This window comes from Bacillus sp. BB081 (genome assembly GCF_008368895.1).
Taxonomy (GTDB): domain Bacteria; phylum Bacillota; class Bacilli; order Bacillales; family Bacillaceae_G; genus Bacillus_A; species Bacillus_A wiedmannii.
In genome coordinates this window covers 231873-256751 of the sequence record NZ_QOZX01000002.1, presented here as the reverse complement: position 1 = coordinate 256751, position 24879 = coordinate 231873, and the positions used below count along the sequence as shown (strand labels likewise).

The 24879-nt window shown below is 36.5% G+C and carries 27 protein-coding genes and 2 other annotated features; of the genes, 7 read left to right on the top strand and 20 right to left on the bottom strand.

The features are described 5' to 3' along the window. Positions 1-7: 7 nt before the first annotated feature. The 3 genes from DN394_RS01380 to DN394_RS01370 all read right to left on the bottom strand — a co-directional run bounded on the left by DN394_RS01380 (position 8) and on the right by DN394_RS01370 (position 1925). Positions 8-508, bottom strand: a complete 501-nt coding sequence (locus DN394_RS01380) for a DoxX family protein (RefSeq protein WP_098085140.1) — start codon at positions 506-508, stop codon at positions 8-10. A 259-nt stretch (positions 509-767) separates the two neighbouring features. Continuing rightward, on the bottom strand, positions 768-1304 hold the full coding sequence (locus DN394_RS01375; RefSeq protein WP_149293555.1) for a delta-aminolevulinic acid dehydratase: 537 nt from the start codon (positions 1302-1304) through the stop codon (positions 768-770). 18 nt (positions 1305-1322) lie between these two features. Further along, positions 1323-1925, bottom strand: coding sequence for a histidine phosphatase family protein (locus tag DN394_RS01370; protein WP_046957584.1), 603 nt, complete (start codon positions 1923-1925; stop codon positions 1323-1325). A gap of 171 nt (positions 1926-2096) precedes the next feature. On the opposite strand from DN394_RS01370, the gene DN394_RS01365 reads away from it, so the two are divergent. Both DN394_RS01365 and DN394_RS01360 read left to right on the top strand, forming a co-directional pair. Continuing rightward, the gene (locus DN394_RS01365; RefSeq protein WP_000871130.1) at positions 2097-2435 is read left to right on the top strand and encodes a hypothetical protein; all 339 of its coding nucleotides are present in this window, start codon (positions 2097-2099) and stop codon (positions 2433-2435) included. A 69-nt stretch (positions 2436-2504) separates the two neighbouring features. Next, on the top strand, positions 2505-2627 hold the full coding sequence (locus DN394_RS01360; RefSeq protein ID WP_098085143.1) for a DUF4023 domain-containing protein: 123 nt from the start codon (positions 2505-2507) through the stop codon (positions 2625-2627). Positions 2628-2674: 47 nt separating this feature from the next. Here DN394_RS01360 and DN394_RS01355 read toward each other — a convergent pair whose 3' ends face one another. Continuing rightward, on the bottom strand, positions 2675-3907 hold the full coding sequence (locus tag DN394_RS01355) for a TolB family protein (protein WP_149293554.1): 1233 nt from the start codon (positions 3905-3907) through the stop codon (positions 2675-2677). 306 nt (positions 3908-4213) lie between these two features. Here DN394_RS01355 and DN394_RS01350 point away from each other — a divergent pair, with 306 nt between their 5' ends. The 3 genes from DN394_RS01350 to DN394_RS01340 all read left to right on the top strand — a co-directional run bounded on the left by DN394_RS01350 (position 4214) and on the right by DN394_RS01340 (position 9869). Continuing rightward, entirely contained in the window at positions 4214-6961 is a 2748-nt protein-coding gene (locus DN394_RS01350) for a S8 family serine peptidase (RefSeq protein ID WP_149293553.1), read from the top strand. Between the two features lie 188 nt (positions 6962-7149). Then, positions 7150-7379 (top strand) — a binding site (T-box leader). Between the two features lie 50 nt (positions 7380-7429). Further along, positions 7430-7657 (top strand) — a binding site (T-box leader). A gap of 162 nt (positions 7658-7819) precedes the next feature. Continuing rightward, the gene (locus tag DN394_RS01345; RefSeq protein WP_149293552.1) at positions 7820-9574 is read left to right on the top strand and encodes an aromatic amino acid hydroxylase; all 1755 of its coding nucleotides are present in this window, start codon (positions 7820-7822) and stop codon (positions 9572-9574) included. Continuing rightward, on the top strand, positions 9555-9869 hold the full coding sequence (locus DN394_RS01340) for a 4a-hydroxytetrahydrobiopterin dehydratase (RefSeq protein ID WP_046957588.1): 315 nt from the start codon (positions 9555-9557) through the stop codon (positions 9867-9869). Before DN394_RS01345 ends, DN394_RS01340 begins: the two co-directional genes overlap by 20 nt. Positions 9870-9886: 17 nt before the next feature. On the opposite strand, the gene DN394_RS01335 is transcribed toward DN394_RS01340, so the two are convergent. Together DN394_RS01335 and DN394_RS01330 are read right to left on the bottom strand one after the other, a co-directional pair. Beyond that, on the bottom strand, positions 9887-10744 hold the full coding sequence (locus DN394_RS01335; RefSeq protein WP_149293551.1) for a VOC family protein: 858 nt from the start codon (positions 10742-10744) through the stop codon (positions 9887-9889). Positions 10745-10765: 21 nt separating this feature from the next. Further along, on the bottom strand, positions 10766-11170 hold the full coding sequence (locus DN394_RS01330) for a DoxX family protein (RefSeq protein WP_001071550.1): 405 nt from the start codon (positions 11168-11170) through the stop codon (positions 10766-10768). Positions 11171-11326: 156 nt separating this feature from the next. On the opposite strand from DN394_RS01330, the gene DN394_RS01325 reads away from it, so the two are divergent. Then, positions 11327-11872 (top strand): helix-turn-helix domain-containing protein, encoded by a 546-nt coding sequence (locus tag DN394_RS01325; protein ID WP_098208640.1) that lies wholly within the window; start codon positions 11327-11329, stop codon positions 11870-11872. A gap of 33 nt (positions 11873-11905) precedes the next feature. On the opposite strand, the gene DN394_RS01320 is transcribed toward DN394_RS01325, so the two are convergent. The 13 genes from DN394_RS01320 to DN394_RS01255 form a co-directional block, all read right to left on the bottom strand. Continuing rightward, positions 11906-12283, bottom strand: coding sequence for a hotdog family protein (locus tag DN394_RS01320; RefSeq protein WP_001101451.1), 378 nt, complete (start codon positions 12281-12283; stop codon positions 11906-11908). Positions 12284-12392: 109 nt separating this feature from the next. Beyond that, positions 12393-12851 carry a GNAT family N-acetyltransferase gene (locus tag DN394_RS01315; protein ID WP_000276112.1) on the bottom strand — a complete coding sequence of 153 codons (459 nt, stop codon included), beginning with the start codon at positions 12849-12851 and terminating at the stop codon, positions 12393-12395. A gap of 56 nt (positions 12852-12907) precedes the next feature. Further along, positions 12908-13486, bottom strand: a complete 579-nt coding sequence (locus tag DN394_RS01310) for a GNAT family N-acetyltransferase (RefSeq protein ID WP_252195190.1) — start codon at positions 13484-13486, stop codon at positions 12908-12910. A 237-nt stretch (positions 13487-13723) separates the two neighbouring features. Then, on the bottom strand, positions 13724-14119 hold the full coding sequence (locus tag DN394_RS01305) for an ankyrin repeat domain-containing protein (protein WP_137052623.1): 396 nt from the start codon (positions 14117-14119) through the stop codon (positions 13724-13726). Next, a complete protein-coding gene (locus DN394_RS01300) occupies positions 14086-14904 on the bottom strand; it encodes an ABC transporter ATP-binding protein (protein ID WP_098705319.1) in 819 nt (272 codons plus the stop codon). Before DN394_RS01300 ends, DN394_RS01305 begins: the two co-directional genes overlap by 34 nt. Next, positions 14891-15919: a FecCD family ABC transporter permease gene (locus tag DN394_RS01295; RefSeq protein ID WP_149293562.1), complete on the bottom strand. Its 1029-nt coding sequence runs from the start codon at positions 15917-15919 to the stop codon at positions 14891-14893. Before DN394_RS01295 ends, DN394_RS01300 begins: the two co-directional genes overlap by 14 nt. A gap of 5 nt (positions 15920-15924) precedes the next feature. Beyond that, positions 15925-16872, bottom strand: a complete 948-nt coding sequence (locus DN394_RS01290; RefSeq protein WP_149293549.1) for an ABC transporter substrate-binding protein — start codon at positions 16870-16872, stop codon at positions 15925-15927. A gap of 155 nt (positions 16873-17027) precedes the next feature. Next, entirely contained in the window at positions 17028-17255 is a 228-nt protein-coding gene (locus tag DN394_RS01280; protein ID WP_000661457.1) for a YrhC family protein, read from the bottom strand. Between the two features lie 126 nt (positions 17256-17381). Then, positions 17382-19985, bottom strand: coding sequence for a bifunctional acetaldehyde-CoA/alcohol dehydrogenase (adhE, locus tag DN394_RS01275; RefSeq protein WP_046956312.1), 2604 nt, complete (start codon positions 19983-19985; stop codon positions 17382-17384). Between the two features lie 261 nt (positions 19986-20246). Continuing rightward, positions 20247-21380: a bifunctional cystathionine gamma-lyase/homocysteine desulfhydrase gene (locus DN394_RS01270; RefSeq protein WP_001201924.1), complete on the bottom strand. Its 1134-nt coding sequence runs from the start codon at positions 21378-21380 to the stop codon at positions 20247-20249. A 3-nt stretch (positions 21381-21383) separates the two neighbouring features. Continuing rightward, positions 21384-22307 carry an O-acetylserine dependent cystathionine beta-synthase gene (locus DN394_RS01265; protein WP_046956310.1) on the bottom strand — a complete coding sequence of 308 codons (924 nt, stop codon included), beginning with the start codon at positions 22305-22307 and terminating at the stop codon, positions 21384-21386. Between the two features lie 82 nt (positions 22308-22389). Continuing rightward, positions 22390-23085 (bottom strand): 5'-methylthioadenosine/S-adenosylhomocysteine nucleosidase, encoded by a 696-nt coding sequence (mtnN, locus tag DN394_RS01260; protein WP_149293548.1) that lies wholly within the window; start codon positions 23083-23085, stop codon positions 22390-22392. A 14-nt stretch (positions 23086-23099) separates the two neighbouring features. Then, positions 23100-23738: a class I SAM-dependent DNA methyltransferase gene (locus DN394_RS01255; RefSeq protein WP_000536314.1), complete on the bottom strand. Its 639-nt coding sequence runs from the start codon at positions 23736-23738 to the stop codon at positions 23100-23102. Positions 23739-23874: 136 nt separating this feature from the next. Here DN394_RS01255 and DN394_RS01250 point away from each other — a divergent pair, with 136 nt between their 5' ends. Further along, positions 23875-24090 carry a YrzA family protein gene (locus DN394_RS01250; protein ID WP_000010984.1) on the top strand — a complete coding sequence of 72 codons (216 nt, stop codon included), beginning with the start codon at positions 23875-23877 and terminating at the stop codon, positions 24088-24090. A gap of 36 nt (positions 24091-24126) precedes the next feature. On the opposite strand, the gene DN394_RS01245 is transcribed toward DN394_RS01250, so the two are convergent. After that, positions 24127-24774 carry a YrrS family protein gene (locus DN394_RS01245; protein ID WP_046956309.1) on the bottom strand — a complete coding sequence of 216 codons (648 nt, stop codon included), beginning with the start codon at positions 24772-24774 and terminating at the stop codon, positions 24127-24129. Between the last annotated feature and the right edge of the window lie 105 nt (positions 24775-24879).

Sequence of the window (24879 nt, the reverse complement as noted above, 5' to 3'; positions counted from 1 at the left end):
TCATATATTAAGCAGCTTGCTTTTGGCGCTTTTGAGTTTTTAATCCTAATACTTTCGGAATAACGAAACCATCTATTCCAAATTTACCAGCATTCATACCAGAGACTAGAACGAACATTGATAGAATAACCATTTCAGGATTTACACCAATTGACCCACTAAACATATAGGAAAAGTTCATTACAAGACCGAAAAAGACCGCTGTTTTTGTTAAACAGCCTACAATTAAACCAATTCCGACTAAAATTTCTCCCCACGTTACAAGTGTATTAAATAGATCAACGTTTGGAATTGCGAAATCTTGTAAAAATGATGCCCACCAAGATTGAACAGCCGGTTGTGCTCCTTTAGATTTTTCAATTGCACCTTGTAAATAACCTGTTGCATCGAATCCTTTTCCTTGTAGTTTACCGATTCCAGCCGTTAACCATGTGTAACCAAGATACACTCGAATTACTGCCAATACAAAAGAAACTGCTTTGTTTTCTCTTAAAAATTGAATAACCATATCTTCCTCCTAAAGTTGTAATTAAGTTAGTTACAGATAATATAATATCATTAGTTACTTATTTTTAAAATGTTAATCATGAATAATTTGTGACATACATAAAAAACATTAAATACTAATATATAGTAACTTCTATTACCTGTAAAAACTTGAACATATCATACCATAGGTGATAATCATTTTCATTGAAAAAATGCAAAAAAAATGTGAGTTAAATGTGAAACACGTTTATTCGAATATAGAATAAACATGTTTCACACTAGTTATAGAATCGAAATGTATGTGTCTCCTCATCAATTAACCTCGCTTCTTGAAACGCTTCTTCTAACGTTTTTTCATGGTTAATAACCCCGTAAAATAAGCGTATAGTAAACATAAGTGCTGCATTTCCATCTACATAATCTATCGATCCAATATACGATTTCGCCCCACTGCGTAAAAAAGATTCTGCTAGATTTTGCTCCCCTAACGTACACCCGCTATTTACAATATGTGTATTATGCAATTTTGCATATTTATAAATTTCTGCTGCACCAAAGTATCCCCTCGGTTCATCTTGTTCATATATACCTTCACCTAACTCTTCCATGACAAACTTTCCTTCCTCACCATGAAAGCAAAAAATAACATAATTGATATCATTATATAAACCCTTTCCAGAAAGAATATTAATGAACTCTCTCGGTCTACCAATCCAGTATGTTACAACTTTTGCCCCAAAATATTCAAGCAATGCTCGGATTGATTGCGCCTCTAAATCCGAATTAAAACCAACTACTAATGCAACATTCAACATACACCCTCCATCCTATCATTAGATCTCATCAATCAGACTTTTAAAAGATACATCCATTTCATATATACCCGTTTCTTGCAAAAAATCAGATCTAGTTAAAACGACTTTCTGTACATATTGCCTATACGCTGTAATTGTCCCGTCGTGAGATACAATGCAAATTCTTTCAGCGCCTAGCTCATAGCACCAAAGAAGAAATTCATCTACTATTTGCTGAAAACGATTCTCTGAAATAGTATTTATACCTTCCGTCCATAACTGCTTATTTGTACTTTTCTCTATCGAAAAATGTGGAAATAAATTTGCTATCATTTCCTGATCTACTATGTCATCACATGGTAATGTTTTCGCTCCTTCTCGATAAGGAAAAATACGTGGGGATACATATGGGTGGACGATTTTTTGACAAGCTACTTTCGCACTCCATATTGCCGCTGTTTGTAAAGTTCTACGTGTAGGACTAACAATTAATATATCCGTTTCTTGTAATGGCACATTGCATTGAAGTAATTTAGCCTGATTCTTTCCCTCATCCGTTAACGGCGGATGAAGCACTTGTAAACTTGACGGCAAATCCTTTGTATGTTCACCTTCTCCGTGCCGAACAAAGACAAGCTTCATATCCAGCCTCCTCTCTCTATGAAATACTCTTACATATTTCTTCCCTACCTCATTCTTTATTCCTGCTATATGAAAAACTGGTATGTAAAAAACATTTGACACAATTAATTGAAAAACATTACAATTATAATATGTAAAATACTTTTTACAAGAGAGAGGGGAATCACAAATATGAAATGGATTATCGCCTTTATCGGAATGATCATATGGGGATACATAAATGGATTTTTTAATAGTGATAAAACCGCTAATCCTTGGATTACAGATGATGAACGTGAAACAAAAATTAAACAGAAAGCAATTATTGCAAGCTGGTCTGGTGTTTTCATGTTTTGTATCATTAACCTCTTAAACAAATGGTTAGGTTTAGGAACGAGTAATACATCACCTTACTTACCATCTTCTGTCGCAACTATTTTAAAAGAAAATGTAGAGTTACAAGTTTTACTTATGCTATTTATTACGTATGGCATATTTTACGTATACTATCGAAGAAAATTAAGCGCTTAACTTTTATCTCATGATTATCCTCCTAAATGGTTATAGTAATTAGGACGAAATGAAAGGAGCGATATAAAAATGAGTAACTCGAATGACTTTTTAGATACACTACATGAAAAACAAGCAAAAGATGAACAAAATAGAAAGCGTCAGGGAAACGAAAACCCCGCGAAAAAAAAGCCAAATAAAACACATAAATAACAATAAAAAACCTGCCTAAAATTATCTTTTAGGCAGGTTTTTTATTGTTATTTTACCGAGATGACATTTTCCCAGTTCCATTTCTCATAATACCATTCTGGTACATCTATATTTTCAATCCACTTCTTTTCCTGTTTTCCATCACTACTGGAAAGCCATACATTGGCTTTCTTACGGTCTGAACGTATCCATATTAATTGATTGTTCTTCTTCATAAAGATGGGATGATAGTCACCTTGCTTATGGGGTGGCTTTGTGATTTGATGTTGTTCGTCGCTTGTACTATCGATCTCATATAAGGATGGCAGTGGCCTTTTTTCTGGCGGAGTTTCTATCCCTGCCTCTTTTGCTCGTGAAACGATCATTACTTTATCGTTCTTCCATACAAAATCCCAATCGACATATCCTTTCGGCGTAAAGGTGTTCTGCTGAAGTGCCGGCAGCTCTTTTACTTTTAAATGTTTATTCTCTAACGCAACTCTTCCGCTTCCTTCAATGTAAGCTAAAATATTCTTGGATGGCGCCCATTTGAACCATTGTGTGTTTAATAACATTTGATCTACCTTTTCAAAGCGACTGCCATCGGCTCGAACTAAGCAAAGCGTATTACTATCAGCTGACCACGAAGCTGTCGGTACCGCTAAAAATGAAATCCACCTTTGATCCGGTGACCACTCAAACCCACTTGCAACTAGCGCTAGAAAATCATCATGTTCATTTGGTAGTGCATACAAATGCTTCATTTTGTGAGGATTCATATGTGCATCTTTTTGCACTTCATATAGCTGAGCTCCTGTCCATCCTGTTGGAAGTAAGTGTGCTTCAGAGGATACAAAAAACTTCTTTCCATCCGGGTACCATGCATAATCACCTACACCAGCTGACACATTTTCAAAATCTGTATTCTTATTTTTGACATCAAACGTATTTAATGTATTTGCAAATACAAATGCAATTATATTCTCTTTCGGTGACCATTGATAATTCGATACCTCAGATTGCAATGGCCTAACTTTTTTTCCATCTTCCAGTCGGTACAACTCCAAGGTGTTTTGCTTCTTTCCTTTAGCATAAGAAATCCATTCTCCATCATGAGACCATTTCGGCCCTGTTATGTACTCGCCTTTTGTTATTTGTTTTTCTTTTCCATCAATTTTAACCCAAAGATCATGATGACGAATAAAAGCAACCTTCACCCCATTATGTTCCGCACGAGTACTAAACATTGAAGATAAAAAAATAAACAAAACCACACTACTACTCACGATAATTTTTTTCATACGTCCCTCCATTTTCTTATAGCATTCCTCATATTCCACTTACTATATGCGAATTTCACTCCGCATTGATTGGCAGTTACTGCACAATTGTTGTGGATTTATGCACAGTGGAGGATGGGCTTCCCCCACTGTGTATGAGCCATTCGACATAATCCCAAAAAATTTCCCGAAATTTTTTTAATTCAAAGAGGATTGGTATGAATTATGTCGAAAGTATAGTTTAGCCAACATTCGATTTTATATTTCAGAACAAAAATGTAAGATAACTTTTCTGAATATTGGCACTTTTTATTAGGGGGAGTTTCAATGAAAAAAACTACATCTGCACTATTAAGTATGGCGCTTGTCTTTTCTAGTTTTGGAGCTTTAAGCGCGCATGCTGAATCGTTGCAAAAGGAGAAGCAATTTAGTCCACAGTTAAAAGCGAATATTGAGCAATGGGGAGAAAACAAAATCGCGCAAAATGTTGAAACAAAAACATCAAAAGAAATTTCAGTCATTGTAGAATTGCATCATGCTCCGCTCGCTTCACAAAGTAACATTCAGCATGCTCCAGATTTAAAAAATGGAAATGTGCAATCATACCATGCACAACTAAAAAAGGCGCAAGAGGATACAACAAAGAAAATTAAAGAAAAAGCACCAAAAGCAAAGATAAAAGAAACGTATAGCACGTTATTTTCTGGATTCTCTATTTCTATCCCAGGAGATCAAGTTGCTGCTTTAGCTTCTTTACCCGAAGTAAAAGCTGTTTATCCGAACTTAACATATAAATTGCATGAAACAGCAAAAAGCGCTACTAAAGAAGAAGCACCAAATATTGGCGGACCGACAATCGGTGCACCTGAAGCATGGAATTTAAAAGATCCATCTGGCAAACCGCTTGATGGAAAAGGTATGAAAGTCGCTATTATTGATTCTGGCGTAGACTATACACACCCCGACTTACAAGCAAACTATATCGGTGGATACGATACAGTCGATGAGGATAACGATCCGATGGATGGTAACGTACACGGTACTCATGTAGCTGGTATTATTGCTGGTAACGGAAAAATTAAAGGCGTTGCTCCGAATGCTTCTATACTTGCTTACCGTGTCATGAACGATGGTGGAACTGGTACGACCGATGATATTATTCAAGGTATTGAGCGCGCTATTCAAGATGGTGCTGACGTTTTAAATTTATCTCTCGGTCAAGATTTGAATGTCCCTGATCAACCTGTAACAATGACGTTAGAACGCGCAGCAAAACTTGGTGTTACTGCAGTTGTTTCAAATGGAAATGATGGACCAAAACCTTGGTCTGTTGATGCTCCTGGTAACGCAAGTAGTGTCATCTCTGTTGGTGCATCGACTGTTTCTATCCCATTCCCAACATTCCAAATAGCTGGTTCTAATAAATCTTACCAAGGATTACCGTTATCAAAAGCAGATTTCCAAGTAGGAAACGATGCTCAGCTTGTCTATGTTGGCTACGGTAATTCAAGCGATTACGCTAAACAAGATGTGAAAGGGAAGTTCGCCCTTGTTTTACAAGGAACTTCAAGCACGTTAGTAAAGGCAGAACAAGCGAAACAAGCTGGAGCTATCGGGGTGCTACTAATTTCTAATGAAAAAGAAATTAATATTATGCCTGAATATTTTGGCCGTGAAGAGATAGCTCTTCCAGTTATGCAACTATCAAATACAAATGGCGAAGAATTAAAAAATTTAATTACAAAAAGAAAGAAAAATATAAAGATTGGACAACCGAACAAAACCGAACTGATTGGTAACTTCAGCTCAAGAGGACCATCACAAGGAAGTTGGCTCATAAAACCTGATGTTGTTGCACCTGGCGTACAAATTACTAGTACGGTACCAAGGGGTGGCTATGAATCCCACAACGGAACAAGTATGGCTGCGCCACAAGTAGCAGGAGCAGTTGCCTTACTACGTCAAATGCATCCTGATTGGACGACAGAACAATTGAAATCTGCTCTTGCCAACACTGCAAAAACATTAAAGGATGTCAATGAAAATACATATCCTGTCATGGCACAAGGATCAGGTTTAATTAACATTCCGAAAGCAGCTCAAGCGGATGCGTTAGTGAAACCGAACAACGTAAGCTTCGGTCTTATTAAACCGAATAGCGGCAAAGTGAAACTAACACAAAATATTACGTTACAAAATCTTTCTAACAAAAAGAAAAACTTTTCCACTCGTATTGAATTACTAGATACAAAAACAAAAATCCAAACTTCTTTCCCTTCTTCTATTAGTATGAAACCGAATAGTAATATTGAAAAACCTTTTACTATTACTGTAGATAGTTCCTTACCGCAAGGCGTATATACAGGGAATCTGTATGTAAAAGAGCAAGGGAAAACTGAAGAAATGCGTATTCCATTTACATTTAGTATCGACCCTAAAGATTATAAACGTATCGACGGTCTCGAAATTATTAATTCTACTTTTAGTCCAAACGGCGATAACATATTAGATGATAATCTCATCAACTACTATTTAGTTGCTCCAGTCGAAGATGTAACGTTACACGCTAACTTAGTTACAAAAGAACGTGTGACATACCAAGGAATGATTTATCAAGGAAAAAATGAAACAGCAGGTTATAAACCTTTCAAATGGAATGGTACAAAAATAGATGGATCCCCACTAGCGGATGGTCTATATCAAATTGAAGCTGTTGCTTCTAATTCAGGCGGAGAAACGAAACAAACAGCGGCTGTATTTATTGACCGAACTGCACCGAAATTAACACATGAAGTTGATCAAGAAAATCTCGTAATTAGAGGAAAAGTTGACGATATTCTACTAGATTGGATGACAGAATCTGGTTGGGTTGCACCTGGTATTCCAGTGAGAATGCAATATGAAATTAATGGAAATGGTATGTGGGAAAGTGCGTTCCTGAATCCTTGGGAGAAAAGTTATGATATTTATTTCGATCGTAACCAATTACAACAAGGAAAAAATACTATTCATATTGTAGCAACTGATGCAGCTGGAAATACATCTAATTTAAATGTTGACTTAGAAGTGAAATAAAGTAAAACTTTAATCAGCCCTCACCAATCGGACGTTTACGGACAGTAAAGCTTCCATCTAACTTCTTTGCTCCGGCCGAATTTTGAAGCAGGAGTTTTACTGCCCACAAATAGCGGAATAAAATTATTGTTGACAATCTTTTAAAAATAGTTTTATAATACGAAACATAGTTTAGTTGAACGAATTATATATCGGCTTTGAAGGAATACTAGTAGCGACTTATATCCCTGTCTCAGAGAACTGATGGTTGGTGCGAATCAGTACATATACAAGCGTGAATTACAATTCTGGAGCTTCTTTCCCGTAGTGCACATAATGCATGAAGAGAAAGACGGATCTTTCCGTTATCTTAAAGTGAGTGGTAAACAATTTTTCTGTTTACAATTAGGGTGGTACCGCGATTTTTATCGTCCCTATCGGATTTTCCGATAGGGGCTTTTTTGCGTCCGTCCCTTTGCACAATTTCATATATACGCGTTGAAAGAATCGCAGTAATATCTTATATCCCTGTTACAGAGAGCTAATGGTCGGTGGAAATTAGCACATATATAAGTATGAATTACAATTCTGGAGCTTCTTTTTCGTAGTGCTTGTACGCATGAAGGAAAAGACGGAGTTTTTCCGTTATCATTAATTGAGATGTAAGTATGTTTTCACTTACAAATAGGGTGGTACCGCGATTCTTTCGCCCCTATCGGATTTTCCGATAGGGGCTTTTTCTATTTCTCACAGAAACAAATGTTAAATAATTCCGAATCTTATGATAAAATTTTATAAGCGCTTACAATTTTGAAAGGTGGTGGTTCCAGCTATACCCAACCAATATTCAATTTTATAGAAAACAAGGAGGATGTCTAAATGACAAAGAAAACAGAAATTCCATCGCATTTAAAACCATTCGTATCCACGCAGCATTATGATCAATATACACCGGTGAATCACGCTGTTTGGCGTTACATTATGAGACAAAATCATAGTTTCTTAAAAGACGTTGCTCATCCAGCCTATGTGAACGGACTACAATCATCTGGTATAAATATAGATGCAATTCCAAAGGTAGAAGAAATGAATGACTGTTTAGCACCAAGCGGATGGGGAGCTGTAACAATTGATGGACTTATTCCCGGCGTAGCATTCTTTGATTTCCAAGGACACGGATTACTACCAATCGCAACAGATATTCGCAAAGTAGAAAATATCGAGTATACACCAGCCCCAGATATCGTACACGAAGCAGCAGGACACGCACCTATTTTACTGGATCCTACATATGCGAAGTATGTGAAACGCTTTGGACAAATTGGTGCGAAAGCTTTCTCTACAAAAGAAGAACATGATGCTTTTGAAGCTGTTCGTACATTAACAATCGTAAAAGAAAGCCCTACTTCTACTCCTGACGAAGTTGCCGCTGCTGAAAATACTGTAATTGAAAAACAAAAATTAGTTTCTGGTTTATCAGAAGCTGAACAAATTTCACGTCTTTTCTGGTGGACAGTAGAATATGGGTTAATCGGAAATATAGATGCTCCAAAAATATATGGTGCTGGTCTCCTTTCTTCTGTTGGCGAAAGCAAACATTGCTTAACAGACGCTGTAGAAAAGGTTCCATTCTCTATCGAGGCATGTACAGGTACAACTTATGACGTAACAAAAATGCAACCACAACTATTTGTTTGTGAATCATTTGAAGAACTGACTGAAGCACTTGAGGCATTTGCTGAAACGATGGCCTTTAAAACAGGTGGACAGGAAGGTTTAGAAAAAGCGATTCGCTCTGAAAACTATGCAACTGCTGAACTAACTAGTGGATTACAGATTACAGGTACATTCAGCGAGACAATTGAAAACGATGCAGGTAAAGTGATTTACATGCGAACAAATTCACCAACTGCATTAGCAATTCATAATAAACAACTAGCGAATCATTCTACATCTATACACAGTGACGGCTTTGGAACACCAATTGGATTACTCACTGAAAATATTGCATTAGAAGATTGTACAGATGAACAACTACAATCATTAGGAATTACAATTGGAAATATTGCTGAGTTTACTTTTGCAAGTGGTATTCATGTAAAAGGAAAAGTAACAGATATTATAAAAAATGATAAGAAAATTGCTCTTATTTCCTTTATCGATTGCACAGTTACTTATAACGCCCGCGTATTATTTGATGCTTCATGGGGCGCATTTGATATGGCTGTTGGCTCACAAATCATTTCAGTATTCCCAGGAGCAGCAGATGTAGCATCATTTTTCCCAATTGATGAAGAAACAGAGGAAACTCCAGCACCTCTTACATTAACTGAGCTGGATCGTATGTATCAAACAGTTCGTGATATTCGAGGTGGAGGTATTTTACACGACGCACATGTCGATCAATTAGTAACAATTCAAGAGGTATTAAATAAATTTTATCCGAAAGAATGGCTGCTTCGCCTTGAAATATTAGAATTACTTTTAGAGCATAACAAAGGACACGAAACATCAGCAGCATTATTACAACAACTTTCTACTTTCACAACTGACGAAGCTGTAACACGCCTTATTAACAATGGTCTTGCTCTACTGCATGTAAAGGATGTGAAAAATGATGCTACGATTAACTGAAGAAGAAGTTCAAGGGGAATTATTAAAGGTGGATAAATGGATGATAAAAGATGAAAAATGGATTGAACGAAAATATATGTTTTCCGACTACTTAAAAGGAGTCGAATTCGTCTCTGAAGCCGCCAAACTATCAGAAGAACGTAATCACCATCCATTTATCCTTATCCAGTATAAAGCAGTCATTATTACTTTGTCATCTTGGAATGCAAAAGGTTTAACGAAACTAGATTTTGAGCTTGCAAAGCAGTTTGATGAACTATTTTTACAAAACGAAAAAGCAATTATAAGAAAGTAAAAAAAGAGAAGCCTTTTTTAGGCTTCTCCTTTAATTTTGAAATGGATACAATGTCCAAATGGATCCTGGGCTTGTAATATTCCATCTTTGTACGTAGCAATCTTGCCAATATTTTTTAAGCTTTCACATACTTGCTCTTTTTGTTTTTCATCTGCTAGTACAATTATGAAATATTTCAAGCCAACAGAATTTGGCATTTGCGGCGGTATTCCTTCACCTTGCCACGTATTTAAACCGATATGGTGATGATAGCCACCTGCCGATACGAACAACGCGCCATTACGAGCTGGGATTGTTACTTCAAAACCAAGACCATCCACATAGAAACGTTTCGCTTCTTCCAAATCAGCTACATGGAAATGAATATGCCCCATCACAGTACCAGCTGGAAAACCATTCCACGCAATTCCTTGCTGCAATAATTCTTCACCAGCTAACGGGTTACTAACAAATGGTAATTCTCCATTCTCATCACGCCAAACTTCTTTTTGGCGATCATGATAAATTTCAATCCCGTTTCCATCTGGATCAGCTAAATAAAGGGCCTCACTAAAGTAATGGTCGGCTCCGCCGTGCAGTGGATATACCATTTCTACAAGATGACGAAGAATATTCGCTAAATCCTGTCTACTTGGTAGTAAAATTGCGTAATGATATAACCCCGTTCTCCCTCTTTGCTTTGGTAAAGCTTCTTTCTTTTCTTCAATGATAAGGAGTGGTTCGTTATTTTCATTCCCAAATGTAACGACCATTTCATCTTCTTTTAGTACTTTCATACTTAGTACTTCTGTATAAAAATCTAGTGATTTCTTTATATTTGATACATATAAATGAACAACATCAAGTGTTGTATCGGGATGAAGTTGAAAACTCATCTTGTTAGCCCCCCATTTAATTTAGTTCTTCTTTGACATTTTCTCTTTTAAGAAATTATCTACAAAACCGTCTGCTTTCGCAACAAATAAGTACGCACCCATTGCTAACAATGCAAGTTCTAATTCGAAGCCAGGATTTTTTCCATCTCCTAATAAACCAGCTGACCATTTTACTTTTACAATTGCTCCAACCATTACAAGTGCAAATAATAATCCAATATATCTTACACCTAAACCTAGAATTAACAATATACCACCAACTACTTCCGCTGTTGCTACACCGTATGCAAGACCTCCTGGTAAACCAATGCTTGTAAACCACCCTGCAATATTGTCAATCCCCGATTGGAATTTTGTTAAACCGTGCATAAAGAATGTTACCCCTAACACGATACGAATAATTAAGTTACCGATATGTTGATTCATTTCATTCTCTCCTTTATAGTTTTCTTATACAAAACTTTTATTTACATTACAAAACATACACTAATTTTTTTTATTCGTCAATTCATTTTCACTGGGAAAAAATATATTTTTTTTGCTATGATACAAATAGTTGTTTACAAAAAGGAGCTTGATTTTATGAATATTGGTTCTGCAATACGTGAAATTCGTCAACGTAGAGGCATAACAATCGCACAAATTTGTGAGGGAACAGGTCTTTCTAAAGGATTTATGAGTCAGGTTGAAAATAATAAAACATCACCATCTATCTCAACTTTAGAAACAATCTCCAATTTTTTAAAAGTTCCCCTTCCCTATTTATTATTAGAACAAAAAGATCGGTTGAAAGTTGTCAAAAAGGTAGAGCGTAAATACAGTGTATACGGAAAAGATGAACAAAGAATTGAACATGTTGCAGAGCAAGGTGGCCTCCGCCTAAACCTCGTGGAAATTCCTGCTGGGTTTCCGAAAGAAAATATACCAAATGCCCATGAAGGGGAAGAATGTCACCTTGTATTACGCGGAAAACTAGAAGTTCAACATGGAGAAGATATTGCAATAGTAGAAGAAGGTGATTCTTTCTCCTGGAATGCATGTGTTCCTCATATCGTTCGTAATATAGGGGAAGAAACTGCATTATTACTCATCTCTAGTCATGCAGAAAATCGAAAACGTGTTTATTAAATAAAAAAGAAGCCTGTAAATCAGGCTTCTTTTTTATCCCCTTATAACGCCATAACTTGTCCCAACTAGTACAGTCTTTTCATGTTGATTGCGATAAACTGACTCGATTGAAACCTTTTTATATCCTTCCATCTGTTCAATATTTGTTAAAGTTAATTCACAAGTGATCGTATCTCCTGTAAAAACCGGTCTAATAAACTCACTTACTAATTCTCTTGCTATGTAATGTAATTCTTCTCCTACTTTCGTTCCAATACTAGCAGTTAATAAACCATGAACCATTAAACGTCCTTTTTCATCATATTCCATATGATGCCTACCTTTATCTCCTGTAATATTTGCAAATTCAAAAACCTCTTCCTCAGTAAATCTTCTTTCGTATTTAAATACATCCCCAACTTTTACATTCATTTTTATCCCCCGTTTAATAAACAGAATTTTCTTTTATTTTATCATAAAATGAGTCTCAGTTCAGTTTATATTATTAAAATAGCGATCCTTTTTCTACACTATCTTACTTTTATCGGTGCCCATCTTTTTTTGCTACTTGATACCCGTAGTACGCACATGTTCCATTTCTCGATAACTCTCTCACCTCAAAACCACAACTTCTATAAAAATCAAAATTACTCGCAGATGTATGTGCAAACCAGTCTCCATGTGGCAACTTTTGCAAACAAAGAGCGACAAGTTTCTTACCTAATCCCTTCCCTCTATATTCACATTTCACAACTAAATTTACTATGTTCGCGATCATGATTCCATCAGAAATGACTCTAACCATCGCAATCATCTCTTCTTCATCCCAAATTGTGAATGCCCATGTTGAATTTTCAAATGCTATCGTGAATTTTTCAATTTGCCAAGAAGGGATATTATCATTACTCCAACCAGCATCTTCGAATAAAGTTTTAATTGCATATGCTGGCACACCATTCGTTCCCTCACGAATAATAAGGCCATTATGATAAATATACATGTAATCCCCCCTTTATTTTTATATACCATTCTTCAAAAGATGCAATTTACCTTTTTTCATCCAACGCGTTTAATGGAATAAACAAGAACGTCCATCCCATGAAATGAAGTTGTTTTCTCATAACTAAGCCCTGTTTTTCTAGCAACAAAGATTGAGGCGGGGTGATCCGGATTAATAAGAGAAATTAATTTATTCATTCGTAACGCTTGGAAACCATAGTCTCGAAATGCTGCCGCAGCTTCTTTCGCATACCCTTTTCCCCAATACTGAGGTAATAACCAATAACCAATTTCAATTTCTTCTTTTCCATCTATCTGCTGCTTTACTAACCCTGCATGACCAATTCGTATTCCCGTTTCCTTTTCAAACAATACAAATAAACCAAGACCGTTTTTATAGCTAGGAATCACCCACTCCTCCAAACTTTTTTTACATTGCATATATGTTTTTAACGTCCCATTTCCAATATAGCGCATTACCTTCTCATTTCCCCATAGCGAAGCATAGAACTGCAAATCATCCATTGTATATTTGCGAATTTGTAAACGATCTGTATGAAACATCTCTGCACTCCTTCCCACGAATTTGTACTTAACTACACGATCATGTTTTGTATGTATACTAAATGTTACTATCTATTATAAATGAACCAAGAATAAAATACAGAATATTCAATCCCTCAAGAATCTAAAAAAGGCAGTAGACAAATATTGTCTACTGCATCCATATCATAACTAGCATAAAGAAAACTACAATTGAGGGGGGTGTAGGATTTTCAAATATACTAGATACTTATCCCGTTCTAACGGGCGGTAAACTTTTCAATTATATGAAAGTGAAAAGTTTACCGCACATAAGAACCTTTGCGGTCATTAAGAGAGCGCCGTTAAGTACTCAAATACACGCTGTGCTTTTTCTCCACCCATTCGTGCATGTTGAAGAAGAGAAATACCATGTGGACCCGATGCACACAATGCCTCTGGTTGTGCTACTAAAATAGCTTGTACAACTTCTAATTCTCCAAGCATCGCGGCCGCGAAAATGTCCATTCGAGCACCCTTTTCTAATAAATAGAGAGCAATATCTTTACGACCTACATGTGCCGCCGCTCCTAACGCACTTTCCCAATCTGATCCGCCCCAATTGTAAGAGGCATGAAGTAAGCTTGGCGATTCAGCCAACAGTTCTTGTACTTTTTCTAAATCTCCGTGAGCTGCCATAACAAATTCTCTTACTAACTCAGTGGTAATACATTCTTCTGTTCGCATCTTGCTCCTCCTTTTTTAGAAATTCGTTTTGGTGTGAAAAATGGCTTGTCACTTCCTTGAAAAATATCTACCTCTATGCCGAACACACGTTGAAACATTTCATGACATAACACTTCTTCTGGTATACCGTCATACTGAAGCTGCCCTCGCTTTAATACGAGTAAACGATCACTATATTGAGCCGCTTGGTTAATATCATGTAAAACCATTACAATTGTCATGCCAAACTCCTCGTTTAACCGTTTCACAAGTTCCATTACTTCCAACTGATGAACGATATCTAAAAAGGTTGTTGGCTCATCTAATAATAAGACATTTGTACGTTGTGCTAGCGTCATTGCAATCCAGGCACGTTGTCTTTCTCCTCCTGATAAAGATTGTAAAAGACGATATTCATACCCTTCAAGATTTGTAACAGACAATGCCCAATCAACAATTTCTTCATCGTCTTTATTTAAGCGACCTCTCCATGATTTATGAGGTCCCCTTCCAAATTCGATTAATTCTTTCACTGTTAAATCTAATTGATGATCATGCATTTGTGGTAACATCGCTAATTGCTTCGCTACATCGGCACTTTTCATCGTATGAATACTTTTTCCATCTAAAATGATATCCCCTTCGCTTTGTTTAAGTAGTCTTGCCATTAAATGAAGCAAAGTAGATTTCCCTGATCCATTCGGTCCAATTAAACTAACGACCTCTCCAGCTTTAATATGTACATTCATATTTTGCATTTGAAATCTTTCAGAATGTGCGTAAAACACTTTATTAACGGAAATCACGCTGTTTCCCCCCTCTATGAATTAAATATAAGAAGAACGGACCGCCTAAGAAGGATAATAAAATACCGACAGGCAATTCAATTGGATCGAACCAACTTCGAGCTATCGTATCCGCGAAAACAAGTAATATCCCTCCGCCAAGGCATGATAATGGCAGTAAATATTTATAGTCATTTCCAACTAATAAACGTAACATATGTGGTACAACAAGACCGACAAATCCAATAAGACCAGAAACACTAACTGCAATTCCAGCTAATAGTGTACTTACTACTATTAAATAAAACCGGCTTCTCTCCACGTTATGACCTAATAATTTCGCCATTTCATCTCCAAGCATTAATACTCGAATATGCTTTATACCAAAGAAGGCTAATATAATAGCGAATATTGCATAATAAATAATCATGTTTAAATGTGCCCAACTTACACCACCAATGCCACCTGCTAACCAGGGTAACACCGATTGTACTTTGTCACTATGTAATAACATTAACGCTGACGTCGCTGCACCAATTAATGCATTGATTGATACACCTACTAAGACAATCCTTGAAGGCGGCGCCCCTTTTTGCCATGATAAAGCATAAATGACCATCGCCGTTATGAAAGCTCCTATAAACGCCCCGAGCGGTAAAAATGCCATATGCTGAGGGAATAAAATCATAATTACAATTGCTACAAGGCCTGCTCCAGATGAAACCCCGATAATACCAGGGTCTGCAAGAGGATTTCTCATAACCCCTTGCAGCAGTGCACCAGATGCTGCTAAACATGTTCCTACTATAAATCCAACGAGCACTCTCGGTATACGAAGGTCCCATACAATTCGATGAACCGTCGAACCTTCATCTTGTATCCCTGTTAGAATTTCTCGTAAAGAAAAGGATAGGCTTCCTGCGAAAAGACCGTAAAAAAGACCTAGAATCGTTAATACAACTAAAGTAACTGCTATTATCCATCTTTTTTTCGCAAAAGGATGTTCCTTTTCCCTTACTACTTCACTACTTTCCATACGTATCATTTCCTTACATCTTGTATACTTTTATACATAAAGTCCATTGCTTCTGTAACTTTTGTTCCAGGATTTGATCCAAATAAGTCTGGTGGCAAAATAACTACACGATTTTGTTTTACTGCATCTAAATTTTTCCACGCTTCATTTTTCATCATTTCGCCTTCCAATGCTTTTTTAACGCTATTTGGATCTCCATGTGTAATTAAATAAATCACATCTGGATTTGCCTCAATAATACGTTCTACACTTAGCTGCGCATATTGCGGATATTCCTTCATTTCCGGAAAATCAGCTGCAATATTTTTTCCGCCTGTTTTTTCTAAAATATTACCTGATAAAGATGTTGGTAATGCTGCTAAATAAGTACCTGGTGCTCCGTATACTAACAGTGCTTTCACATCACTCTTTTTCTCATATGTCTTCATTTGATCATTAATTTTTTGATTAAGTTCTTTTGCTTTATCTTCTTTCTTCATTATCGTTCCATATAGTTCAATATTCTTTTGAATATCTTGTACAGAATTCGCAGAAGAAATCATTACTTTCGTTCCTTGTCCTTCAACCGTTGAAACATTCTTTTGAAACCCATTGTTAGCAATAAGTACATCCGGTTTTAAACTAGCGATTTGCTCAAAATTCGGTTGATGTGCATTCCCGATTACTTGTACTTTCTTTAAATCCTCTGGAAGAGTTATTTTTGCATCCGGACGACCTACTATTTTTCCGCCTAAAGCATGAATAATATTCATGTCCCCCATACTTAATGTTGCAAAACTCTCTGGCACTTTATCGAATGTTACCTTTCTTCCTGATAGGTCGGTAACTTCGATTTTCTCTTTTCCTTTTTCTGTTTTTGTTGCAGATGCTTTTTCGTCTCCCTTTGCATTGCAACCTATTAACAAGAAAAAAATAGATAAAATCGCTGTGAATAGCGTAATAGATTTTTTCATTCTTCCACCTCTAACTGATAATGATAATCATTAACTACTATTCTACTTTAATTGATAAGGATTATCATTGTCAATATAAACCACATACATTTTTTACAAAAACAAAAAGCACTACAAAAAGATTCGTTCTTTTCGTAGTGCTCTATTTCATAATATTACTCACATTCGTTTCCCTCTAACTGTTCTCGCATCATTTTCACACGCTGAAAGAAAAAGAATGATAAACTTAAAAATATAACGGTACTCCCCATCATAACAAAAGATTGTATTGCTTCTTTTGCTCCATTCGGAATCAATAAGCCAACCATTAACAATGTACTTACAGCGAGAAGGATTTGTCCGAACCGAGTATAATCTTCTATTTTTCCTTGTAATTCTTTCATTATATTCTCACTCCTCTATTTCACTGTATCATATTCTATTAAACTTAAAGACCAGTAAATACAACCATTCTGGGAGATGTTTTCCAAATGAAAAAGAGCCGCTTTACTGCGACTCTTTCATACCCATTACTCCCCTTTATATGCTTCCATATAAATTTCTTTCAACTCTGAAATGAGAGGTAATTTCGGATTAGCTGTTGTACATTGATCTTCAAAAGCTCTTTCTGCTAATAATCCAACAACCTCTTCAAATTGGTCTTTAGCAACTCCTTGTCCTGCAATACTCATATTTATATTTAAGCTTTTTCCAAGCTCAATAATTGCTTGGACGAGGGATTCCACACCTTCTGCTGTCGAGCCTGCTGGAAGCCCGAGCATTCTCGCAATATGTGCATAACGTTCATCAGCCACAAAGTGCTCATATTTTGGGAACAATGCGTGTTTTCTTGGCTTAATAGCATTATAGCGAACTACGTGCGGCATAAGAATTGCATTCGCACGCCCATGCGGAATATGAAATTCCGGTCCAATTTTATGTGCTAAGCTGTGATTAATACCTAAGAAAGCATTTGCAAATGCCATCCCTGCAATTGCAGAAGCATTATGCATTTTTTCTCGTGCTTCTTCGTCATTTCCATCTTTAAATGCTCTTGGTAAATATTTAAATACGAGATCAATGGCCTTTAATGCTAATCCATCTGTATAGTCATTTGCTAGAACAGACACATACGCCTCGATTGCATGCGTTAATACGTCCATACCAGTGTCTGCTGTTACATGTGGCGGTACTGTCATTACAAACTGTGGATCAACAATTGCTACATCTGGTGTTAATTCATAATCCGCGAGCGGATACTTTATATTATTTTTCTTATCTGTAATAACCGCAAATGGTGTCACTTCTGATCCTGTTCCTGATGTTGTTGGAATGGCAACAAACTGCGCCTTACTTCCTAATTCCGGATATTTACATGTACGTTTTCTTATATCTAAAAACTTCTGTTTAATTCCATAGAATGTTGTTTCTGGGTGCTCATAGAAAAGCCACATCCCTTTCGCTGCATCCATAGCTGAACCACCACCAAGTGCGATAATTACATCTGGCTTAAAACTTCTCATCATTTCCGCACCTTTAAACACAGTTTCATCTGATGGATCTGGCTCGACCTCAAAGAAAACTTCGACTTTTACATCATTTGCATGTTTACGTAAATAATGCGTAACCGTATCTACATATCCGTGCTCAACCATTCCTGGATCCGTTACAATAAATGCACGTGAAATGTTAGGCATATTTGCTAAATATGCTGTCGCATGTTTTTCAAAATAAATTTTTGGTGGTAATTTGAACCACTGCATATTCTTTTTTCTATTTGCCAACCTTTTTATATTTAATAAATGCGTCGCTGTTACGTTTTGAGAAACTGAGTTTTTCCCATACGAGCCGCAACCGAGCGTAAGTGATGGAATAAATCCATTATATATGTCACCGATTCCACCTTGTGATGAAGGGGCGTTTACAATAAGACGGCAAGCTTTCATACGTAATCCAAATTGTTTTTGTACTTCTTTATTTGTAGAATGAATGACTGCTGAATGTCCTAAACCACCAAGGTCTAACATGTCTTCGCAATATGTAAGTCCCTCTTCTAGTGAATTTGCTTTTACACAAGCTAATACTGGACTCAGTTTCTCACGAGATAGTGGATATGCTCCTCCGATACCTTGTATTTCAGCTACAAGCATTTTTGTATTTTCAGGCACAGTAATTCCAACTAATGCGGCAATGTACTGTGCTGATTTCCCTACAATATCACTATTTACTGCACATGTATTTTCATTAATAACAAGCTTTTCTAATTTTCTTCTCTCTTCTTCTGTTACAAAGTAACAATTGTTTGCAATCATTTCTTTTTTCACATCATCATAAATTTCCTTGTCTACAATGATTGCTTGTTCTGATGCACAAATCATACCGTTATCAAATGTTTTTGATAAAATTAAATCATTAACAGCTCGTTTTATATGCGCTGATTTCTCTATATAGCATGGTACATTACCAGGACCTACACCTAGCGCTGGTTTTCCAGTAGAATAAGCTGATTTCACCATACCTGCTCCTCCAGTTGCCAAAACAAGCGCAACGCCTTCATGATTCATTAATTGTTTCGTTGCTTCGACAGAAGGTCTTTCAATCCACTGAATACAATGTTTTGGTGCCCCGGCCTTCACCGCTGCATCATATACTGTTTTCGCTGCTGCAATGGAACAGTTTTGTGCTGAAGGATGAAATGCGAAAATAATTGGATTTCTCGTTTTCATCGCGATTAATGCTTTAAACATTGTTGTCGACGTTGGATTCGTTACTGGCGTTACCCCAGCTACTACTCCGACAGGTTCCGCAATTTCTATTATTTCTTCATGAGGATCTTCGTGAATAATCCCTACTGTTTTATCTTTCTTTATGCTATGCCAAATATATTCAGTAGCAAAAATATTTTTAATGCATTTATCTTCATATACACCACGACCTGTTTCTTCAACAGCCAACTTTGCAAGTGGCATATGTTGATCCACACCTGCTAATGCCATTTCATGAACAATGTTGTCAATTTGCTCTTGTGTAAAACTTTCTAATGCTTGTAAAGCCTTTCGACCGTTATTCACTAACGTATCAATCATCTCTTTTACTTCCTGCATTTCATTTACAACTTTCTCTTTGACTACCATGTAAATTCCTCCTATTCTGCTATCATGGACTAAATAAGACCCTATAGGTCATAATGAGTCCCGATTAGCGCAAAAAAAAATAGAGTTGCTTTCCTACATGAACCTCATTGTTTGTGAAACATTTCACAAGTTTGTTCGTGAGTAACACTTCATGAACTTAATATACATGAAATTATTTCATTTGTGTATGTCTATTTTGTGAAGTTTTTCACAAAAATAATGTAATAAAAATGCACTGCCTATATGAGCAGTGCATTTTTATTATGCTAACGCTTGTGCTAGATCTTCAATTAAATCTTCACCGTCTTCAATACCGACAGAAATACGAATTAATGTATCTGTAATTCCTAGCTCTTTACGACGATCTGCTGGGATTGATGCATGTGTCATTTGAGATGGGATAGAAATTAAACTTTCTACTGCCCCTAAACTTTCAGCAAGTGTAAAGTATTGTAAGTTCTCTAGTACTTTATTTAATGTTTCTTCACTATCTACATCAAATGAGATAATAGCACCAAATCCATTTGCTTGTTCTGTCGCTAGTTCATGGTTTTGATGTGATGCAAGACCTGGGTAATATACTTTATTTACTTTTGGATGGTTATTTAAAAACTCAGCAATTGCACGTGAATTCGTTTCATGCTCTTCCATTCGAATTCCTAATGTTTTTAAACCACGAAGTAGTAAGAAGCTATCTTGTGGGCCAAGAATGCCTCCTGTTGAGTTTTGTACAAAGTGAAGGTCTTCTGCTAATTTCGGGCTATTTACAACTACTAGGCCTGCAACTACGTCACTATGACCTCCTAAATATTTCGTTGCACTATGAAGTACAATGTCTGCTCCTAAAGTAATCGGCGACTGCCAATATGGCGTCATGAATGTGTTATCGATAATTGTTAATAAATCTTTCTCTTTAGCAAGAGTAGATATTTTCTTAATATCAGTAATTTTCAGTAATGGGTTCGTTGGTGTTTCCACATAAATCGCTTTCGTATTTGGACGAATCGCTTCTACAACTTCCTCTAGGTTTGTTGTATCTACAAATGTATGCTCAATACCGAAGCGATTTAATACTTTCGTGATAACGCGGTACGTTCCACCATACACATCATCTGTTAAAATAACGTGGTCACCTTTTGAGAACAACATAATTGTAGCTGTAATAGCAGCCATTCCTGAACCAAATGCAAAACCAGCATGACCGTTTTCTAATACTGCAATCATTTCTTCTAAAGCTGCACGTGTTGGGTTGCCTGTACGTGAATATTCATATCCTTGATGCTTACCAACTGCTTCTTGTTTGTACGTACTTGTTTGATAAATCGGTACATTTACAGATCCAGTTGAAGGTTCTCCTATGCGAATACCATGAATTAACTTTGTCTTTGCTCTCATTTTTTATTCCCATCCTTTGTATATGTCTTTACTTAAATAGCGCTCACTACTATCAGGAAAAATCGTTACAATATTTGTACCTGGCGCCGCTTTCTCTGCTTCAAGTAAACTTGCATGAAATGCTGCTCCGGAAGAGCTCCCAACGAGCAGTCCTTCTTTTTGCGCTAATTCCTTCACTCGTAAAAATGCATTTCGATCAGAAATTGTATGAATTTCATCAAAATAAGATGTTTTCAAAAATGGCGGGATAAATTCAAGGCCAATCCCTTCTGTTTCATGCGAACCAGCTTTACCACCATTTAAAATAGATCCTTCTGGTTCGACAATAACCGTTTTTATATCTATATTTTTTTCTTTCAAATAAGATGCAGTCCCCATGAATGTACCACCAGTTCCTGCTCCTGCAACAAATATGTTAATCTCTCCGTTCAGTGCATCCCAAAGTTCAGGTCCTAATGTTTTGAAATAAGCACGCGGGTTTGCTTCATTCGCAAACTGACTTGGAGAGTATGAATTCGGTATTTCATTTACTAATTCTTTTGCTTTTGCAATTGCGCCGGTCATTCCTTGCTCAGTTGGTGTATGCACAACCGTTGCACCCAGTGCTTTCATTAGTTCTTGCTTTTCAATACTAAATTTCTCTGGTACACAAACGATAACGTGTAAATCATGTTGTAACGCTGCAAGTGCCAGTCCAATACCAGTATTTCCAGCAGTCGGTTCAATAATTGTTCCACCCTGGGTAACAAGCCCTTTTTCTAGCGCATCTTCAATTAATTCTCTTCCTAAACGGTCCTTAACGCTTCCACCTGGGTTATAAAATTCAAGCTTTGCAAATAAACGGACCCCTTCCGGAAGTGAAAAACGAGTAATTTCTACAACTGGCGTATGACCAATCAACTCATGAACTCCACGATATACATTCATCGTGTTCTCCCCCTTATTTGCCAATAAAGAAAAGGCAACTGTATGTATTCTCTTTATATGAGACAGTTGCCTTTTTGTTACATTACTTTAACTCTTCTAGTACTTTTACGATAAAGTTTGTCGAATGAAGAGCTGCTTGATCTAAAAATTGATCAAATGAAACATTTGATTCTTTACCAGCAATATCAGAAAGTGCACGAATAATAACAAACGGAACTTCATATTGGTGGCATACTTGTGCAACAGCTGCTGCTTCCATTTCTAATGCATAAAGGTCTTCAAATTTATCACGAATTGCTGCAACGCGGTTCGGATCACTCATAAATGAATCACCTGTTGCAATCATACCTTTTACAACTTGAATATTTTCTTCTGCCTGCATACATTTCTCAGCTAATGCAACTAATGCTTCATCAGCTTTAAATCCAGGTGGCATTCCTGGTACTTGACCATACTCATAGTTAAATGCTGTTACATCTACGTCATGATGACGAACTTCTGTTGAAATAACTACATCTCCAACATTTAGAGAATGATGGAAGCCACCAGCTGAACCAGTATTAATTACTTTTTCAGGCTTATATCTTTCTAATAAAATTGTCGTTGACATCGCTGCATTTACTTTACCAATACCAGACTTTAACAAGATCACTTCATGTCCTGCTAATTGTCCTTTCGTAAATTCACAACCCGCAACCGTTTCTGTTTCTGCTTGTTCTAATTTGTCACGTAAAATACGTACTTCTTCTTCCATTGCTCCAATTACAGCAATTCTCAATCTAATCCCTCTTTCTATTGCTTAGTTGCCTCCATTACCCAAACGAAATGATTTAATCTCGTAAACGTTACATGGAAGCCATTGTTTTCAAAAATAGACTGCATGACTGGAATACGTGTATAGTATTCCGTTTGCAAATCGTTTGCTAACTGATGGAAACCTCTTTGTTTTGCTGTTTCAACAGTTTTATCATATGCATCTTGATCTGCAAATATCGTATCAGCAAACACTATTTTACCACCTTTGTTTAGCAATTGACTATATTTCGCAATCGCTACATTTTTTTCATCATCTGTTAAATGATGAAATGCGTAGGTGCTTACTATGGTATCAATTGAATTTGGGACTTCAAACGAAAGAAAATCACCTTCTGTAATGGAAAATTCTTTTGGCAATTTCTCTTTTGCAATCATGCGCATTTCACGTGACGGTTCTATACCGTAAACTGTGCGTCCAGCAAACAATAATTTATTTGTTAAATTGCCAGTACCAACACCAAATTCTAATACATTACCAAATGACTTGTTAACTACATCCTCTAGAATGTCCTCATAATGGGCGAAAACTTCTTTATATTGTATATCTTCGCCTTGTACAAATGAGTCGTACGTATGAGCCCACTCATCAAATAAACCATTAAATTCTGTACCCATAAAAATTCCCCTTTTTCTTATCGGTTTTATCAGTATAATATGCCCTCTTTCTAAAAATGTCAATTGAAATGTACATGGTATTTCCTTCTTTTCTTTGTTACACTATAGTTGATTACATAGGAGAGGGGTCGTCTTCGTGTCATTTACCTTTGAAATGTTAGAAGATAAAGTAGAGTTTTTCGAAGCAGGAGACTTAGCTTCTTTGGAACGAAAAATTAGTGAACAAATCGATAATAATAAAGCACTTATGCTTGAAGTTCATCACATCTCGCATCAAATGGTTATGGATCCCGAAAGCAAAAGGCCATATTATAGCGCGGTTGTTCATTTTAAATTAAAGAAATTACGCTAACTAAAAAAGAGAAGCTCCTAAGGAGCTTCTCTTTTTTTAGTTTAGAGTTTGAACAAGTACCGGTTTCCAGCCCTCATTATCTACCCAATCAATATTCACATAATATTTTTTACCTGATTGTTTATCTTGTACGTTACCGTAAGCTTTATTTTTACCGTTATTTCCAATTCTATGGATAACTAATTGCTCTACTGGAACGTCAATTGCAGCTGAAATAGCTTGATTCATCTCATTCCAATCTGCTGTACCTTTTTTAAACGTCATCGCAGGTGTCGCACCTTGCTCTGTACCTACTGGCTTCCAAGAAGATTTCGTATAAGCGTCAGTTGCCTTTGGCTGTGTTTTTTCAGCTGGTACTTTCTCGTTAGCTTTCGCTTCTTCTTCAGCTTTTTTCTGTTCTTCTTCAGCCTTTTGCTTCTCTTCTTCCTTCTTCTTAGCCTCTGCCCTATCTTGCTCGTTCTTCTTCGTCTCTTCTTTGCCTTTAGCTTTCTCAGACTTATTCTCTTTCGTTGTTTGCTGAGCTACTTTTTTATCACTAGAAGACGCTTCTTCTTTTCTTTCAGGAACAAACAATTGATATGATACAATAGCTACTAATATTAATACAATTGCAATTGCAATATTTAAAACACCGTTTTGACGACGTTTTTGTTGTTTCTGTTGGAATCTAGATCCTCCTGCCATTCTTCAAACCTCCATGCAGTTTTTCATACTTGCTATTGTAACATTAAATCTAGAAAGGTTGAACATTTACAATAATATTTTCACGAAATGAAAACATTTCACTAT

Coding starts and splice junctions, on each gene's coding strand:
- DN394_RS01380 (WP_098085140.1), bottom strand. CDS start 508: ATGGTTATTCAATTTTTAAGAGAAAACAAAGCAGTTTCTTTTGTATTG.
- DN394_RS01375 (WP_149293555.1), bottom strand. CDS start 1,304: ATGTTGAATGTTGCATTAGTAGTTGGTTTTAATTCGGATTTAGAGGCG.
- DN394_RS01370 (WP_046957584.1), bottom strand. CDS start 1,925: ATGAAGCTTGTCTTTGTTCGGCACGGAGAAGGTGAACATACAAAGGAT.
- DN394_RS01365 (WP_000871130.1), top strand. CDS start 2,097: ATGAAATGGATTATCGCCTTTATCGGAATGATCATATGGGGATACATA.
- DN394_RS01360 (WP_098085143.1), top strand. CDS start 2,505: ATGAGTAACTCGAATGACTTTTTAGATACACTACATGAAAAACAAGCA.
- DN394_RS01355 (WP_149293554.1), bottom strand. CDS start 3,907: ATGAAAAAAATTATCGTGAGTAGTAGTGTGGTTTTGTTTATTTTTTTA.
- DN394_RS01350 (WP_149293553.1), top strand. CDS start 4,214: ATGAAAAAAACTACATCTGCACTATTAAGTATGGCGCTTGTCTTTTCT.
- DN394_RS01345 (WP_149293552.1), top strand. CDS start 7,820: ATGACAAAGAAAACAGAAATTCCATCGCATTTAAAACCATTCGTATCC.
- DN394_RS01340 (WP_046957588.1), top strand. CDS start 9,555: ATGATGCTACGATTAACTGAAGAAGAAGTTCAAGGGGAATTATTAAAG.
- DN394_RS01335 (WP_149293551.1), bottom strand. CDS start 10,744: ATGAGTTTTCAACTTCATCCCGATACAACACTTGATGTTGTTCATTTA.
- DN394_RS01330 (WP_001071550.1), bottom strand. CDS start 11,170: ATGAATCAACATATCGGTAACTTAATTATTCGTATCGTGTTAGGGGTA.
- DN394_RS01325 (WP_098208640.1), top strand. CDS start 11,327: ATGAATATTGGTTCTGCAATACGTGAAATTCGTCAACGTAGAGGCATA.
- DN394_RS01320 (WP_001101451.1), bottom strand. CDS start 12,283: ATGAATGTAAAAGTTGGGGATGTATTTAAATACGAAAGAAGATTTACT.
- DN394_RS01315 (WP_000276112.1), bottom strand. CDS start 12,851: ATGTATATTTATCATAATGGCCTTATTATTCGTGAGGGAACGAATGGT.
- DN394_RS01305 (WP_137052623.1), bottom strand. CDS start 14,119: ATGCGAACAGAAGAATGTATTACCACTGAGTTAGTAAGAGAATTTGTT.
- DN394_RS01295 (WP_149293562.1), bottom strand. CDS start 15,919: ATGGAAAGTAGTGAAGTAGTAAGGGAAAAGGAACATCCTTTTGCGAAA.
- DN394_RS01290 (WP_149293549.1), bottom strand. CDS start 16,872: ATGAAAAAATCTATTACGCTATTCACAGCGATTTTATCTATTTTTTTC.
- DN394_RS01280 (WP_000661457.1), bottom strand. CDS start 17,255: ATGAAAGAATTACAAGGAAAAATAGAAGATTATACTCGGTTCGGACAA.
- adhE (WP_046956312.1), bottom strand. CDS start 19,985: ATGGTAGTCAAAGAGAAAGTTGTAAATGAAATGCAGGAAGTAAAAGAG.
- DN394_RS01270 (WP_001201924.1), bottom strand. CDS start 21,380: ATGAGAGCAAAGACAAAGTTAATTCATGGTATTCGCATAGGAGAACCT.
- DN394_RS01265 (WP_046956310.1), bottom strand. CDS start 22,307: ATGAATGTATATCGTGGAGTTCATGAGTTGATTGGTCATACGCCAGTT.
- DN394_RS01255 (WP_000536314.1), bottom strand. CDS start 23,738: ATGGGTACAGAATTTAATGGTTTATTTGATGAGTGGGCTCATACGTAC.
- DN394_RS01245 (WP_046956309.1), bottom strand. CDS start 24,774: ATGGCAGGAGGATCTAGATTCCAACAGAAACAACAAAAACGTCGTCAA.